This window comes from Pseudomonas defluvii (assembly GCF_001695625.1).
GTDB classification, from domain to species: domain Bacteria; phylum Pseudomonadota; class Gammaproteobacteria; order Pseudomonadales; family Pseudomonadaceae; genus Aquipseudomonas; species Aquipseudomonas defluvii.
In genome coordinates this window covers 1-13,118 of record NZ_MBPN01000119.1, presented here as the reverse complement: position 1 = coordinate 13,118, position 13,118 = coordinate 1, and the positions used below count along the sequence as shown (strand labels likewise).

At 58.8% G+C, this 13,118-nt stretch carries 10 protein-coding genes and 6 tRNA genes; 5 read left to right on the top strand and 11 right to left on the bottom strand.

Features of this window, described 5'->3' with window-relative positions:
- The 6 genes from EKA13_RS22845 to gltX all read right to left on the bottom strand — a co-directional run bounded on the left by EKA13_RS22845 (position 1) and on the right by gltX (position 2,285).
- A tRNA-Gly gene (locus tag EKA13_RS22845) sits at positions 1–76 on the bottom strand.
- A 2-nt stretch (positions 77–78) separates the two neighbouring features.
- Positions 79–154 (bottom strand) — tRNA-Glu (locus EKA13_RS22840).
- A 44-nt stretch (positions 155–198) separates the two neighbouring features.
- Positions 199–274, bottom strand: a tRNA-Ala gene (locus EKA13_RS22835).
- A gap of 53 nt (positions 275–327) precedes the next feature.
- A tRNA-Glu gene (locus tag EKA13_RS22830) sits at positions 328–403 on the bottom strand.
- A 75-nt stretch (positions 404–478) separates the two neighbouring features.
- Positions 479–554 (bottom strand) — tRNA-Ala (locus EKA13_RS22825).
- Positions 555–803: 249 nt separating this feature from the next.
- A complete protein-coding gene (gltX, locus tag EKA13_RS22820) occupies positions 804–2,285 on the bottom strand; it encodes a glutamate--tRNA ligase (protein ID WP_065761489.1) in 1,482 nt (493 codons plus the stop codon).
- A gap of 144 nt (positions 2,286–2,429) precedes the next feature.
- Between gltX and EKA13_RS22815 the strand changes: the two genes are divergently transcribed.
- Both EKA13_RS22815 and EKA13_RS22810 read left to right on the top strand, forming a co-directional pair.
- Positions 2,430–3,485 (top strand): HlyD family secretion protein, encoded by a 1,056-nt coding sequence (locus EKA13_RS22815; protein ID WP_065761488.1) that lies wholly within the window; start codon positions 2,430–2,432, stop codon positions 3,483–3,485.
- Positions 3,475–5,025, top strand: coding sequence for an MDR family MFS transporter (locus EKA13_RS22810; protein WP_065761487.1), 1,551 nt, complete (start codon positions 3,475–3,477; stop codon positions 5,023–5,025). Before EKA13_RS22815 ends, EKA13_RS22810 begins: the two co-directional genes overlap by 11 nt.
- Before the next feature lie 9 nt (positions 5,026–5,034).
- Here the strand turns inward: EKA13_RS22810 and uvrB are convergent, their stop codons facing one another.
- On the bottom strand, positions 5,035–7,050 hold the full coding sequence (gene uvrB / locus EKA13_RS22805; protein WP_065761486.1) for an excinuclease ABC subunit UvrB: 2,016 nt from the start codon (positions 7,048–7,050) through the stop codon (positions 5,035–5,037).
- 293 nt (positions 7,051–7,343) lie between these two features.
- Here uvrB and EKA13_RS22800 point away from each other — a divergent pair, with 293 nt between their 5' ends.
- Positions 7,344–8,540 (top strand): amino acid aminotransferase, encoded by a 1,197-nt coding sequence (locus tag EKA13_RS22800; RefSeq protein WP_065761485.1) that lies wholly within the window; start codon positions 7,344–7,346, stop codon positions 8,538–8,540.
- Positions 8,541–8,612: 72 nt separating this feature from the next.
- Positions 8,613–8,688 (top strand) — tRNA-Asn (locus EKA13_RS22795).
- Between the two features lie 100 nt (positions 8,689–8,788).
- Here EKA13_RS22795 and EKA13_RS22790 read toward each other — a convergent pair.
- From EKA13_RS22790 to EKA13_RS22775, 4 genes are all read right to left on the bottom strand, one after another.
- Entirely contained in the window at positions 8,789–9,349 is a 561-nt protein-coding gene (locus EKA13_RS22790; RefSeq protein ID WP_065761484.1) for a DUF1285 domain-containing protein, read from the bottom strand.
- 10 nt (positions 9,350–9,359) lie between these two features.
- A complete protein-coding gene (locus tag EKA13_RS22785) occupies positions 9,360–9,962 on the bottom strand; it encodes a DUF4823 domain-containing protein (RefSeq protein ID WP_065761483.1) in 603 nt (200 codons plus the stop codon).
- A gap of 80 nt (positions 9,963–10,042) precedes the next feature.
- On the bottom strand, positions 10,043–11,011 hold the full coding sequence (locus tag EKA13_RS22780; RefSeq protein WP_065761490.1) for a GTP 3',8-cyclase MoaA: 969 nt from the start codon (positions 11,009–11,011) through the stop codon (positions 10,043–10,045).
- Positions 11,012–11,137: 126 nt separating this feature from the next.
- Positions 11,138–11,776 carry a TetR/AcrR family transcriptional regulator gene (locus EKA13_RS22775; RefSeq protein WP_065761482.1) on the bottom strand — a complete coding sequence of 213 codons (639 nt, stop codon included), beginning with the start codon at positions 11,774–11,776 and terminating at the stop codon, positions 11,138–11,140.
- A 72-nt stretch (positions 11,777–11,848) separates the two neighbouring features.
- On the opposite strand from EKA13_RS22775, the gene EKA13_RS22770 reads away from it, so the two are divergent.
- Entirely contained in the window at positions 11,849–12,982 is a 1,134-nt protein-coding gene (locus EKA13_RS22770; protein ID WP_065761481.1) for an aminotransferase class V-fold PLP-dependent enzyme, read from the top strand.
- The last annotated feature ends 136 nt before the right edge of the window (positions 12,983–13,118 follow it).

The window sequence follows — 13,118 nt, the reverse complement described above, 5'->3', positions numbered from 1 at the left end:
TGGAGCGGGAAACGAGACTCGAACTCGCGACCCCGACCTTGGCAAGGTCGTGCTCTACCAACTGAGCTATTCCCGCATTGGCGTCCCCTAGGGGACTCGAACCCCTGTTACCGCCGTGAAAGGGCGGTGTCCTAGGCCACTAGACGAAGGGGACATGTAACCTTCGTGCAGATCCGTTTTCACGAATCCTGGCAAAATTGGTGGAGCTAAGCGGGATCGAACCGCTGACCTCCTGCATGCCATGCAGGCGCTCTCCCAGCTGAGCTATAGCCCCAGATTTTTCGCCTCGCGGCGCAGCGACCTCTTACGACATCGCTTGTGTAAAACTGGCGTCCCCTAGGGGACTCGAACCCCTGTTACCGCCGTGAAAGGGCGGTGTCCTAGGCCACTAGACGAAGGGGACGCAACCCTTCTACCAATCGATCAGACTTCATCCTGATCGTATTCGCAGTTATACAACAACTACGAATCTGGAAATTGGTGGAGCTAAGCGGGATCGAACCGCTGACCTCCTGCATGCCATGCAGGCGCTCTCCCAGCTGAGCTATAGCCCCACAAGTCGCTTTGAACTGAATCGCTGGGCTGGGTGCTTCGCGCTTCGTTTCGTTCATCGCTGTGGACGGGGCGCATATTAAGATCGGATCAAAGACCTGTCAAATAAATTTTCAACAAAATCCAAAGTTTTTTTCCGAGATAACAAACACTTACCGCCCTCACCGGGAAAACACCCGGTAATTCAGGGGTGTACGCCCCGTGAGGCCGGGGTTGCCGGCGCCACAGGGGCGTTATGCAAGGCAGCACGCTTACGCGATGGACGCGAACAGCTTCTCCCACTCCTTGTTTTCTTTCTTCGACACACCACCCAGCAGGTCCAGCGCCTGGCGCAAGCGGTAGCGGGTCAGGTCCGGGCCAAGGATTTCCATGGCGTCGAGCACCGAGACCGAACTGGCCTGACCGGTAATCGCGGCAAACATCAGCGGCATGGCATCGCGCAGTTTAAGCTCCAACGCCTCGACCACGGACTGAATGCAGCCGGTGATGCGATCCTTTTCCCACTGACGCAGGCTTTCCAGTTTCCACAGGATCAACTGCATCAGTTGACGAACCTGATCAGCGGACAGTTTCTTGTGCTCGAACAGCGCCGCATCGAGCTTCAGACCACCTTCAAAGAAGAACCCGCCCAGTGGCGCGATCTGGCTGAAGGTTTCCACCCTGCCCTGCACGTGCGGTGCGATCTTCATCATGTAATCGCTGTTGAAGGCCCACTGCTGAACGCGAGCAGCAAACTCCTCGACCGGCAGATCGCGCAACCACTGACCGTTGAGCCAGGACAGCTTCTCGATATCGAAGATCGGCCCACCCAGGGAAACCCGCGACAGATCGAAATGCTCGACCATCTCGGCCAGGGAGAACTTCTCACGCTCGTCCGGCATCGACCAGCCCATGCGCCCCAGGTAGTTGAGCATGGCCTCGGGCATGAAGCCCATACGCTCGTAGAACGTCACCGAGGTCGGGTTCTTGCGCTTGGACAGCTTGCTCTTGTCCGGGTTACGCAGCAGCGGCATGTAGCACAGCACCGGCTGATCCCAGCCGAAGTACTCATAGAGCTTGATCAGCTTCGGTGCCGAGGGCAGCCACTCTTCACCGCGCAAGACGTGGGTGATGCCCATCAGGTGGTCATCGACGACGTTGGCCAGGAAGTAGGTCGGCAGGCCATCGGTCTTCATCAAGACCTGCATGTCCATACGGTCCCACGGGATTTCAACGTCGCCACGGAGCATGTCCGGTACCACGCAGACACCTTCGGTCGGTACCTTCATGCGGATAACGTGAGGCTCGCCCGCGGCCAGACGGCGCTGTACTTCCTCAGGCGAGAGCAGCAAGGCGCGACCGTCATAACGCGGCGTCTCGCCACGCGCGATCTGCTCGGCACGCATCTGGTCCAGTTCTTCGGCGGTACAGAAGCACGGGAAGGCGTGCCCCATGTCGACCAGCTGTTGAGCGTACTGCTTGTAGATATCGCCACGCTCACTCTGCCGGTAAGGGCCGTGCGGGCCACCGACGTCCGGCCCCTCGCTCCACTCGATACCGAGCCAGCGCAGGGCGTCGAAGATCTGCTGCTCGGACTCACGGGTCGATCGCAGTTGGTCGGTATCTTCGATACGCAGGATGAACTCACCGCCGTGCTGCTTGGCAAAGCAGTAGTTGAACAGGGCGATGTAAGCGGTGCCGACATGGGGATCGCCAGTCGGCGATGGCGCGATTCGCGTGCGAACGGTGGTCATTGAGAGTCTCGAACAAGAGATGAAACAAAGGCTGGATGTTAACAGGGAGCGGGCACTCGGCTCCAGCAATGGGCGCGATCGTCACTTGTGCCAGCGGATCCAAACGCTGTTAAATCTGCTTACATTTTTAGAACGATCGTACCCATGCCTGCCCAACTCAAACGTCGCCTGCTGATTTTCTTCACGCTGGCTCTGCTCATCGCCCTCGCCTTCCTGGCGCACTGGTACCTCAAGGGACGCTTCTACGAAACCACCGACAACGCCTATGTTCAAGGTGAAATCACGCGTATTTCCAGCCAACTTGGCGCACGTATCGACGAGGTACTGGTCGAGGACAACCAACGGGTGGAGAAAGGCCAGGTACTGGTTCGCCTGGAACGTGACGACTTCGACCTGGCGGTGGAACACGCTCGCGCCAACCTCGCGACACGAGAGGCCGAGCGCTTGCAAGCCGAAAGCCGCCTGACCCAACAAGCCAGCCTGATCGCCGCAGGGCAAGCACAGGTTGCCGCCAACGAAGCCACGCTCGGGCGCACCCAATTGGACCTCAATCGGGCAGAAGCACTGCGTAAACCCGGTTTTGTCTCGGAGGAGCGCGTTACCACGCTGTCAGCGGAAAGCCATGTCGCACGTTCCCAGGTGAGCAAGGCCCAGGCTGACCTGCAGGGCCAGCGCCAACAGGTCAACGCCCTCAGTGCCGAGATCAAACGCCTCGACGCACAGATCGCCAGTGCCCGCGCCGAGCTGGCCCAGGCCGAACTGAACCTGACGCGCAGCGAAATCCATGCGCCGATCAGCGGCTTTATCGGGCAACGTGCCGCGCGCAATGGCCAATATGTGCAGGCCGGCGCCTACCTGCTGTCGATCGTTCCAGACCAGGACATCTGGGTTCAGGCCAACTTCAAGGAAACCCAGATCGGCAAGATGCAACCCGGCCAGCGCGCCGAACTGCGCTTCGACAGCTACCCGGATACGCCGATCGAAGCCCGGATCGACAGTCTGTTCGCAGCCTCTGGCGCCCAGTTCAGCCTGCTGCCACCGGACAACGCCACTGGCAACTTCACCAAGGTGGTTCAGCGCATTCCGGTGAAACTGACCTTCGCTCCAGACAACGCACTGCACGGCAAGATTCGGCCTGGCATGTCTGTCACTGCCACAGTCGACCTGCGCAGCACCGGCAACCCTGACAATGGCCGGTGACGCCTTGATCCGCCCCATCGGCGAACCGAGCCGACGGGACTGGATTGCCGTCATGAGCGCGATGCTTGGCGCGTTCATGGCGGTGCTGGACATCCAGATCACCAACGCCTCGCTCCAGGATATCCAGGGGGCGCTGTCAGCGACCCTGGAAGAAGGCTCCTGGATTTCCACCTCGTATCTGGTCGCGGAAATCATCATGATTCCGCTCACCGCGTGGCTGGTACAACTGCTTTCGGCTCGACGCCTGGCGACCTGGGTATCGCTGGGCTTTCTGGGGTCATCCCTGCTGTGCTCGATGGCCTGGAACCTGGAAAGCATGATCATCTTTCGTGCAATGCAGGGTTTCACCGGCGGCGCACTTATCCCGCTGGCCTTCAGCCTCACCCTGATCAAGCTACCGGAACACCACCGCGCCAAGGGCATGGCCATGTTTGCCATGACCGCCACCTTCGCGCCCTCCATCGGCCCGACACTGGGCGGCTGGCTGACCGAAAACTGGGGCTGGGAATACATCTTCTATATCAACATCCCGCCCGGGTTGCTGATGATTGCCGGCATGCTCTATGGCCTGGAGAAAAAGGCGTCGCACTGGGAGCTGCTGAAAAGCACCGACTACGCAGGCATCGTCAGCCTCGGTATAGGCCTGGGCTGCCTGCAGGTCTTCCTGGAGGAAGGTCACCGCAAAGACTGGCTCGAATCGAGCCTGATCGTCAGCCTGCTCAGCATCGCCACCTTCAGCCTGATTAGCTTTGTCATTCTGCAGTTTTCCAAACCCAACCCGCTGATCAACCTGCGCATCCTTGGCAACCGTAATTTTGGCCTGTGCAGTATTGCCAGCCTCGGCATGGGCTTTGGCTTGTATGGCTCGGTCTACCTGCTGCCGCTGTACCTGGCGCAAATTCAGCACTACAACGCCCTGCAGATCGGTGAAGTCATCATGTGGATGGGCATCCCCCAGCTGTTTCTGATTCCGCTGGTTCCACAATTGATGAAGGTGATTTCGCCAAAAATCCTCTGCACGCTGGGCTTTGCCCTGTTCGGCATCGCCAGCTTCAGCTCCGGGGTACTGAACCCGGACTTTGCCGGCAGTCAGTTCAACCAGATCCAGATCATCCGCGCCCTCGGCCAACCGATGATCATGGTGACCATTTCGCTGATTGCTACCGCTTACATCCTGCCCCAGGACGCGGGCTCGGCATCGAGTCTGTTCAATATCCTGCGCAACCTCGGGGGTGCCATCGGCATTGCCCTGCTGGCAACCTTGCTGGACGCCCGCACCAAGGTCTACTTCGACTATTTGCGCGAATCACTGGTACCCAGCAATCCGCAGGTTGCCGAACGCCTGGGGTTGCTCGCGGAGAAGCTGGGCAGTGAAACCGCAGCATTGGGCAAGCTCAGCGAGATCACCCATCAGCAGGCGCAAATCATGGCCTACAACGATGCGTTCCACTGGGTCGGGCTCGGGCTGGCAATCAGCATGCTGGCGGTCCTGCTGACACGTAAACTGCCAGCAGGACTCAAGGCCGGGGAAGCACACTGACCTGTGCGGTCAGACCGTCAACAAGCGCTCACGCAAGGCCGCGATCTCGTCCCGCAATTGGGCCGCGGCCTCGAACTCCAGGTCTCGGGCCAACTGGTACATTTTCTCTTCCAGCTGCTTGATGCGCTTGGTGATCTCGGCCGGTGAACGCAGTTCGGCTTCGTAACGCGCACTCTCCTCTGCCGCCTTGGCCATGCCTTTGCGTTTCTTGCTGCGCGAACCGGGGACAGTGGCCCCTTCCATGATGTCGGTGATGTCCTTGACCACGCCCTTGGGCACGATGCCATTGGCCAGGTTAAAGGCCACCTGCTTCTCCCGACGGCGCTCGGTTTCATCGATGGCGCGCTGCATCGAACCGGTCATACGGTCGGCATAGAGAATCGCCCGGCCATTGAGGTTCCGCGCAGCCCGGCCAATGGTCTGAATCAGCGAGCGTTCCGAACGCAGGAAACCTTCCTTGTCGGCATCGAGAATGGCCACCAGCGACACTTCCGGCATATCCAGGCCTTCGCGCAACAGGTTGATGCCTACCAGGACATCGAAGGTTCCAAGGCGCAGGTCGCGGATAATCTCGACCCGCTCGACCGTGTCGATGTCCGAGTGCAGGTAACGCACCCGAACATCATGATCAGCAAGGTAGTCGGTCAGGTCTTCAGCCATGCGCTTGGTCAGGGTGGTCACCAGCACCCGCTCCTCGACCGCGACACGCTTGCGGATCTCCGAAAGCAGATCGTCCACCTGCGTGGTTGCCGGACGTATCTCGACCTGTGGATCGACCAGCCCTGTCGGCCGCACCACCTGCTCGACCACCCGCCCCGCATGCTCGGCCTCGTAAGGCCCCGGGGTTGCCGAGACAAAAATGGTCTGGGGGCTGACGCTCTCCCATTCATCGAAACGCATCGGTCGGTTATCCAGCGCCGACGGCAAGCGAAAACCGTACTCGACCAGGGTTTCCTTGCGCGAACGGTCGCCTTTGTACATGGCGCCAACCTGAGGAACACTGACGTGGGATTCGTCGATGACCAGCAAGGCGTCATCGGGCAGGTAGTCGTACAAGGTCGGCGGCGGCGCACCGGCAGGACGTCCCGAGAGGTAGCGCGAGTAGTTTTCGATACCGTTGCAGTAGCCCAGCTCGAGGATCATCTCCAGGTCGAAACGGGTACGCTGCTCAAGACGCTGCGCCTCGACCAGCTTGTTCGCCTTGTGCAGGTACTCCAGACGCTCCTTGAGCTCCTCCTTGATGCCCTCCACCGCCTCCAGCAGGGTTTCACGCGGAGTGACGTAGTGACTCTTCGGGTAAAAGGTGAAGCGCGGCAGCTTGCGAATCACTTCGCCAGTCAAGGGATCAAACGCGGCAATGTTCTCCACTTCGTCATCGAACAACTCGATGCGAATGGCCTCCAGGTCCGATTCGGCCGGAAACACATCGATCACATCGCCGCGCACGCGAAAGGTGGCACGGGCAAAATCCATTTCATTGCGGGTGTACTGCAGGTCGGCCAGACGACGCAGCAAGGCACGCTGGTCGAGCTTGTCGCCACGGTCCACGTGCAGCACCATTTTCAGGTAGGTCTCCGGGCTGCCCAGACCGTAGATGCAGGACACGGTGGTCACGATGATCGCGTCGCGTCGCTCCAGCAACGCCTTGGTCGCCGACAGGCGCATCTGCTCGATATGGTCGTTGATCGACGCATCTTTCTCGATGAAGGTGTCAGACGACGGTACATAGGCCTCAGGCTGGTAGTAGTCGTAGTACGAAACGAAGTATTCCACGGCGTTGTTCGGGAAAAACGCCTTGAATTCGCCGTACAACTGCGCCGCAAGGGTCTTGTTCGGCGCCAGTACCAATGTTGGCCGCTGAACCTGAGCGATGACGTTGGCAATGCTGAACGTCTTGCCAGAGCCGGTCACACCGAGCAGGGTCTGATGTGCAAGCCCGGCCTCGATACCTTCGACCATCAGGCGGATGGCTTCTGGCTGATCACCAGCTGGCTGGAAACGGGTGACGAGTTGAAACTCGGACATGACAAACCCCTGAAATGTACGGATACAGGCAACTGTATTTATAGACAGTATTTATACCGAATGAAGGGCACCTGACGCCAGTTTCAACCTGACATGCGGTGCTTTTCCTGCATTCAACCCGGTAAATCGACTAACGGTAAAAAAATAATCGGCCAAACAGCAGGAAAAGCTGCGTCAGGCTGTCGCCGTGACCGATGGGTATCACTATACTGACTCCCCGTTTATGCACCGCTCTAGTGCATCCGACTGGAGCGTGCGACCTCTTTCACCCTCCATTCAGAGCCAAGGTAATAATGAGCCTGTTTTCCGCTGTCGAGCTGGCACCACGCGATCCCATTCTGGGCCTCAACGAAGCATTCAACGCCGATACCCGCACCAACAAGGTCAACTTGGGTGTAGGGGTCTACTGCAACGAAGAGGGGCGCATTCCACTGCTGCGCGCGGTCATCGAAGCCGAAACCCAACGCGCAGCCCTGCACGCCTCCCGCGGCTACCTGCCAATCGACGGCATTGTTGCCTACGATCAGGCGGTACAGAAGCTGCTGTTCGGTGCCGAGTCGCCACTGCTGGCCGCTGGCCGCGTGATCACCACCCAGGCCGTCGGTGGTACCGGCGCACTGAAGATTGGTGCCGACTTCCTCAAGCAACTGTCGCCAAACGCTGTCGTCGCCATCAGTGACCCAAGCTGGGAAAACCACCGCGCGCTGTTTGAAGCCGCTGGTTTCCCGGTACAGAACTACCGTTACTACGATGCCGCCACCAATGACGTAAACCGCGCCGGCATGCTGGAAGACCTGAACGCCCTGCCGTCGGGTTCCATCATCGTCCTGCACGCCTGCTGCCACAACCCGACTGGCGTCGACCTGAGCCCAGAAGACTGGAAAAACGTCCTGGAGGTCATCAAGGCCAAAGGTCACGTGCCATTCCTCGACATGGCCTACCAGGGCTTTGGCGACGGCATCACCGAAGACGCCGCTGCTGTGCGCCTGTTCGCTGAATCGGGCCTGAGCTTCTTCGTTTCCAGCTCGTTCTCCAAGTCGTTCTCGCTGTACGGTGAGCGCGTTGGCGCACTGTCCATCGTGACCGAGTCGAAGGAAGAAAGCGCACGGGTACTGTCGCAGGTCAAACGCGTTATTCGCACCAACTACTCCAACCCTCCGACTCACGGTGCAAGCATCGTCGCCGCTGTGCTCAACAGCCCGGAACTGCGTGCCATGTGGGAAGCCGAGCTGGGTGAAATGCGCCAGCGCATCCACGGCATGCGCAAGCAGATGGTCGAACTGCTGGCCGAGTACGGCGCCAAGCGCGACTTCAGCTTCGTCGGTCGCCAGCGCGGGATGTTCTCCTACTCCGGCCTGACAGTTGAACAGGTTGCCCGCCTGAAGAGCGAATTCGGTATCTATGCCCTGGATACCGGCCGCATTTGCGTCGCCACGCTGAACCAGAGCAACATTCACGTGGTGACCAAGGCAATCGTCGAGGTGCTGTAAGCTGTTTTTTGCCAAGGGGAAGTTAGCAAAAGCTTGACTTCCCCTTAGCAATCAGTAAGATACGCCACAGATTCCGCGATAGCTCAGTCGGTAGAGCAAATGACTGTTAATCATTGGGTCCCTGGTTCGAGTCCAGGTCGCGGAGCCAAACATATGAAAAACCTCCAGTTGCGCAAGCACTGGAGGTTTTTTCGTTTCAGCACACTGACAATCCATACTGACAATCAATGTGCTGAACGACCGCGCTATCAGGTTCGACCGATCGGGAAGAAACGCCCCCCACTCCACACACCCAGCCAGTCTTCCTCATCAATCCGCCGATGCACCGCCAGCTCCACCAACTGGTAGAACACATTGCGGTGGATAAGCGCTTCAAGGTTGCTGCGCATGTGTACGTAGGGCGAAGGCTCCTGCGTTAGCGGGTCAATTTCAAAACGCAATGGGTGCTCAGCACCGGCATCGACCTGCTCGTCGACGTTGCTGGTAAAGCGCAGCAGTTGCTGCTCGCCACTCCCCTGCACCTCCAGGCTGACAGCAACGAAAGGCGCATCGTCAACCTTGATACCTACCTTTTCTACCGGCGTAATCAGGAAGTAGTCATCGCCATCTCGACGGATGATGGTCGAGAACAACCGAACCATCGGCTTGCGACCGATCGGGCTGCCCATGTAGTACCAGGTGCCATCACGGGCGATACGCATGTCGATATCGCCACAGAAGTCCGGATTCCACAGATGCACCGGTGGCAGCCCCTTTTCTGTTTTGGGGATCTGCGCCAATAAATCGTTAGCCTTGCCGGTACCGTCCATCATCCCTTCCTCAAAGACTCATGCCCAACAGGCTGCGAGCGTAGTCTTCCAGCGGCTGGGCAAGCAAATCTTCCGGTTTATTGTCGTGGAACGTCAGCAAACCGCCACGACTCTTGATCCGAGCCGTATCGATCAAGTAGCGGGTATTGGTTTCGATCAACATCAACTGAATCACACCGGTGTCGATCCCCAGGCGATCGACCGCCTGCTGGTCATACCATTCGTCGCCATTGCCAATACGGTCATCAGCCTTGGCAAAGCGTGCATACAGCAGGTAATGCGCACCCACTGACCGCGCCTCATTCAACGCGTCTTCCAGCCCCAACGGCCCCTGAGCACGACGCACCATCGGGAAGTACTCAATGAAACCCTTGAACGCCTCTTCAGCCACAACGTTAGGGCGCGGGTAAGCGCCGCCAGGCGGTACGAACGCCCCCTGACCGATATAGATAAACGAGTCGGGTTGCAGCCGCAATGACATCGAGCGCCGAGTCTCACTGTGATCGAGCAAGCCGGCATCGCTCAAATGGTAACGGGCACCCTCGCCCATATCGCTGACATTCATGCAGCCGCTCAGCGCCGTCAGCGCCAGCAGCACAACCAGGCTACGCATCTTTCCTCCAATGGCCGGCGACGGAAAACCGGCGAATAGTCGGCAGATGCAGATTTTGCGCCAGCTCCAGAAGGACCAGGTTAACCGCCGATGATTTTCATCACTGTTGCACCACCGGAGAAGGCCACCGGCTGCTTGTCAGCCAATGCCTTGACCAGCAAGCCCTGCAACGCGGGAAGTGCCTGGTGGCGCGGCTTGTCCAGAAGATCACCGACATAGTGACGATTGCTGGAAGAGAGGCAGCCATGCAACCAGCCTGTAGACGACAACCGCAAACGCGAGCAGGTACGACAAAACGGCACGCTTTCATTGGCAATCACACCAAAGAAGCCCTGGCCGGGAATGCAGTAGCGCAAGGCGGTCGCATCGACCGGCGCATCGGCCTGCAAGTACTCGTAGCGCTCACCAATTACCTGCAGCAACTGCTGCAGGCCAACAAACTGCTGCAAGAAAGCATTGCTGTCGCGCGCCAGATGCCCCATGCGCATCAATTCGATGAAGCGAAGCTCATAGCCGTGCTCCAGGCAGTAATCCAGCAGCGGTAGCACCTGATCAAGGTTCTGCCCGTTCAGCGGCACCATATTGACCTTGATCTTCATCCCCGCAGCGCTGGCTTGACGCATGCCGTCGAGCACAGTGGCCAGGTCGCCGCCACGCGCAATGCTGCGAAAGGCTTCGGCATTCAGGGTATCGAGGGAGACGTTAAGCCGAGCAATTCCGGCCTCTATCAGCAACGGCAGCTTGCGCGCCAGCAATTGGCCGTTGGTGGTCAGGCTGATTTCATCCAGGCCGAAACCGGCAACGGTCTTGAGAAAGGCTTCAAGTTTCGGGCTGACCAGCGGTTCCCCGCCCGTGATGCGCAGGCGCTCGATACCGGCCGCCTCGATCAGGTAGGCAACGCCACGCGCCATTGCCTCAGCCGACAGCTCATCCTGAGCCGCGACCAGCCGCTTGCCGTCCGGCACACAATAGGTGCAAGCGTAGTTGCAGGCGGCAGTAAGGCTGACACGCAAATTGCGAAAGCGTCTGCCTTGATGATCGACGATCATGATGACTCCGGCACGAATGAAGTTGGCTTGCAAAACCTGACTCAAAAATCAGGTATTTGCAAGCCTCATCCTCGAGTATATTCCCGAGTGACTCACGCCAGTAGCACTAAAGCTCTGCCGAGCGGCTCAGTTACCGGAGGCTTCCGGGTCACGCTTGCGCTTGTTGCCCATGCGCACACCGATATCCATCAGGAACTGGAAAAAGCCTTCCTGATCTTCCAGCACATTGCTCCAGAACGGCGAGTGATAGAGCGCTACGGCACCATGCACCAACGCCCAGGCGGCACAGTAATGGAAGTATGGCGGGACATCCTCAAGCTTGCCTTCACTGATGCGCCCTTTGATCAACAGGGTCAGACGGTCGAAGTTGGATGCGCGGATCTTGTGTAGCTCCTCGACCATCTCCGGCACCTGATTGCCCTTGACCACCTTTTCTTCCAGACGGTCGAACAACCGGTAGCGCTGCGGATCACGCATCCGGAATTCGAAATAGGCACGCGACAGGGCTTCCTTATCGCGGTCGACGTCGGCAGAGTGCAGCAATTGGTTCAAATCGCGCTCATAGTCGAGCATCAGGCGCAGGTAGATCTCCGCCTTGGACTTGAAGTGCTTGTAGATCGTGCCTTTGCCGATACCGACAGCATCAGCGATCATCTCGACGGTGACACTGTCTTCACCCTGTTCGAGAAACAGCTTGAGCGCGGTGTCGAGAATCTCTTGCTCACGGCGACGAAACTCACGGACCTTACGAGGTTCTTTCTGCATAAGAAGGACTGGATCAAAATCGAAGCCAGGTATTATGCCTAACTTGCGCCAAAATGCACGGATCATCCAACCATGTCTATGTTTCATGATGAGTTCCCACACGCTGACGGCCTCCGCTATCTGAACCATGCCGCCGTCGCCCCTTGGCCAAAACGCGCGAGCGAGGCGGTCTCACGCTTCGCCAACGAGAACGTTTTGATCGGCGCCCGCGACTATCCAGACTGGATGGCCATGGAGCAGAGACTTCGCGAACGGCTCAAGCGCCTGACGAACGCACCGTCGACGGATGATATCGCGCTGGTCAAAAACACCTCGGAAGCACTATCGTTCGTCGCCTTCGGCCTCGACTGGCAGGCTGGCGATCAAATCGTCATCAGCGATGAGGAGTTCCCTTCCAATCGGGTGGTCTGGGAGGCGCTGGCCAACCAAGGCGTGAAGGTCCGACAAGTCAGCCTCAAAGGCCACGACCCGGAAGGCGACCTGCTGGAGGCCTGTGATGCGCGCACGCGGCTACTGGCAATCAGTGCCGTGCAGTTCGCCAGCGGGCTTCGCCTGGACCTTACGCGCCTGGGGCGCGGCTGCCGCGAGCGCAACGTGCTGTTCTGCATCGATGCCATTCAGCAACTGGGCGCCCTGCCCTTTGATGTCCAGGCCTATGACTGCGACTTTGCCATGGCTGACGGCCACAAGTGGATGCTCGGCCCGGAGGGGCTCGGGGTGTTCTACTGCCGCGCCGAAATTCGGCCACAGCTGGAGCTCAGCGAGTATGGCTGGCATATGCTTGAGCACATGGGTGACTACAACCGCACCACCTGGGAGCCGGCGCGCAGCGCACGGCGCTTTGAATGTGGCAGCCCGAACATGCTCGGTGCTGTGGCCCTGGAGGCCAGCCTGTCGTTGCTGGAAGAAGTGGGCATGGAGCGCGTGGCCAGCGCCATCGAAGAACGCGTGCAATGGTTGAGCAATGGGCTTGCCGCCATCCCCGGCGTGCGCCTGCACAGCCCACTGGAGCCCTCCCGCCGCGCCGGGATTGTTTCGTTCAGCATCGATGGCCAGGAACATGCGCAGGTGTACCAGTCACTCAAAGCCGAACAGGTCGTCTGCATACCGCGAGGACCGGGTATACGCTTTTCCCCACATTTTTACACAGATAAGCGCGTGATCGACGAAACACTGGCCTTGGTACGCCGGCTTGCAGAGCAATGAGTGCTCAACAACCCCACGCGTATTCCAAATTTGTTTAAAAATCGACCAACCTGCAGTGGAATAGCGCCAATCCTGACCAATACTTGAACTGTTAGCGCGGCATACCCCCCCCAAGTGTCGCGCTGATAAAGGTGCG

Coding starts and splice junctions, on each gene's coding strand:
- gltX (WP_065761489.1), bottom strand. CDS start 2,285: ATGACCACCGTTCGCACGCGAATCGCGCCATCGCCGACTGGCGATCCC.
- EKA13_RS22815 (WP_065761488.1), top strand. CDS start 2,430: ATGCCTGCCCAACTCAAACGTCGCCTGCTGATTTTCTTCACGCTGGCT.
- EKA13_RS22810 (WP_065761487.1), top strand. CDS start 3,475: ATGGCCGGTGACGCCTTGATCCGCCCCATCGGCGAACCGAGCCGACGG.
- uvrB (WP_065761486.1), bottom strand. CDS start 7,050: ATGTCCGAGTTTCAACTCGTCACCCGTTTCCAGCCAGCTGGTGATCAG.
- EKA13_RS22800 (WP_065761485.1), top strand. CDS start 7,344: ATGAGCCTGTTTTCCGCTGTCGAGCTGGCACCACGCGATCCCATTCTG.
- EKA13_RS22790 (WP_065761484.1), bottom strand. CDS start 9,349: ATGGACGGTACCGGCAAGGCTAACGATTTATTGGCGCAGATCCCCAAA.
- EKA13_RS22785 (WP_065761483.1), bottom strand. CDS start 9,962: ATGCGTAGCCTGGTTGTGCTGCTGGCGCTGACGGCGCTGAGCGGCTGC.
- EKA13_RS22780 (WP_065761490.1), bottom strand. CDS start 11,011: ATGATCGTCGATCATCAAGGCAGACGCTTTCGCAATTTGCGTGTCAGC.
- EKA13_RS22775 (WP_065761482.1), bottom strand. CDS start 11,776: ATGCAGAAAGAACCTCGTAAGGTCCGTGAGTTTCGTCGCCGTGAGCAA.
- EKA13_RS22770 (WP_065761481.1), top strand. CDS start 11,849: ATGTCTATGTTTCATGATGAGTTCCCACACGCTGACGGCCTCCGCTAT.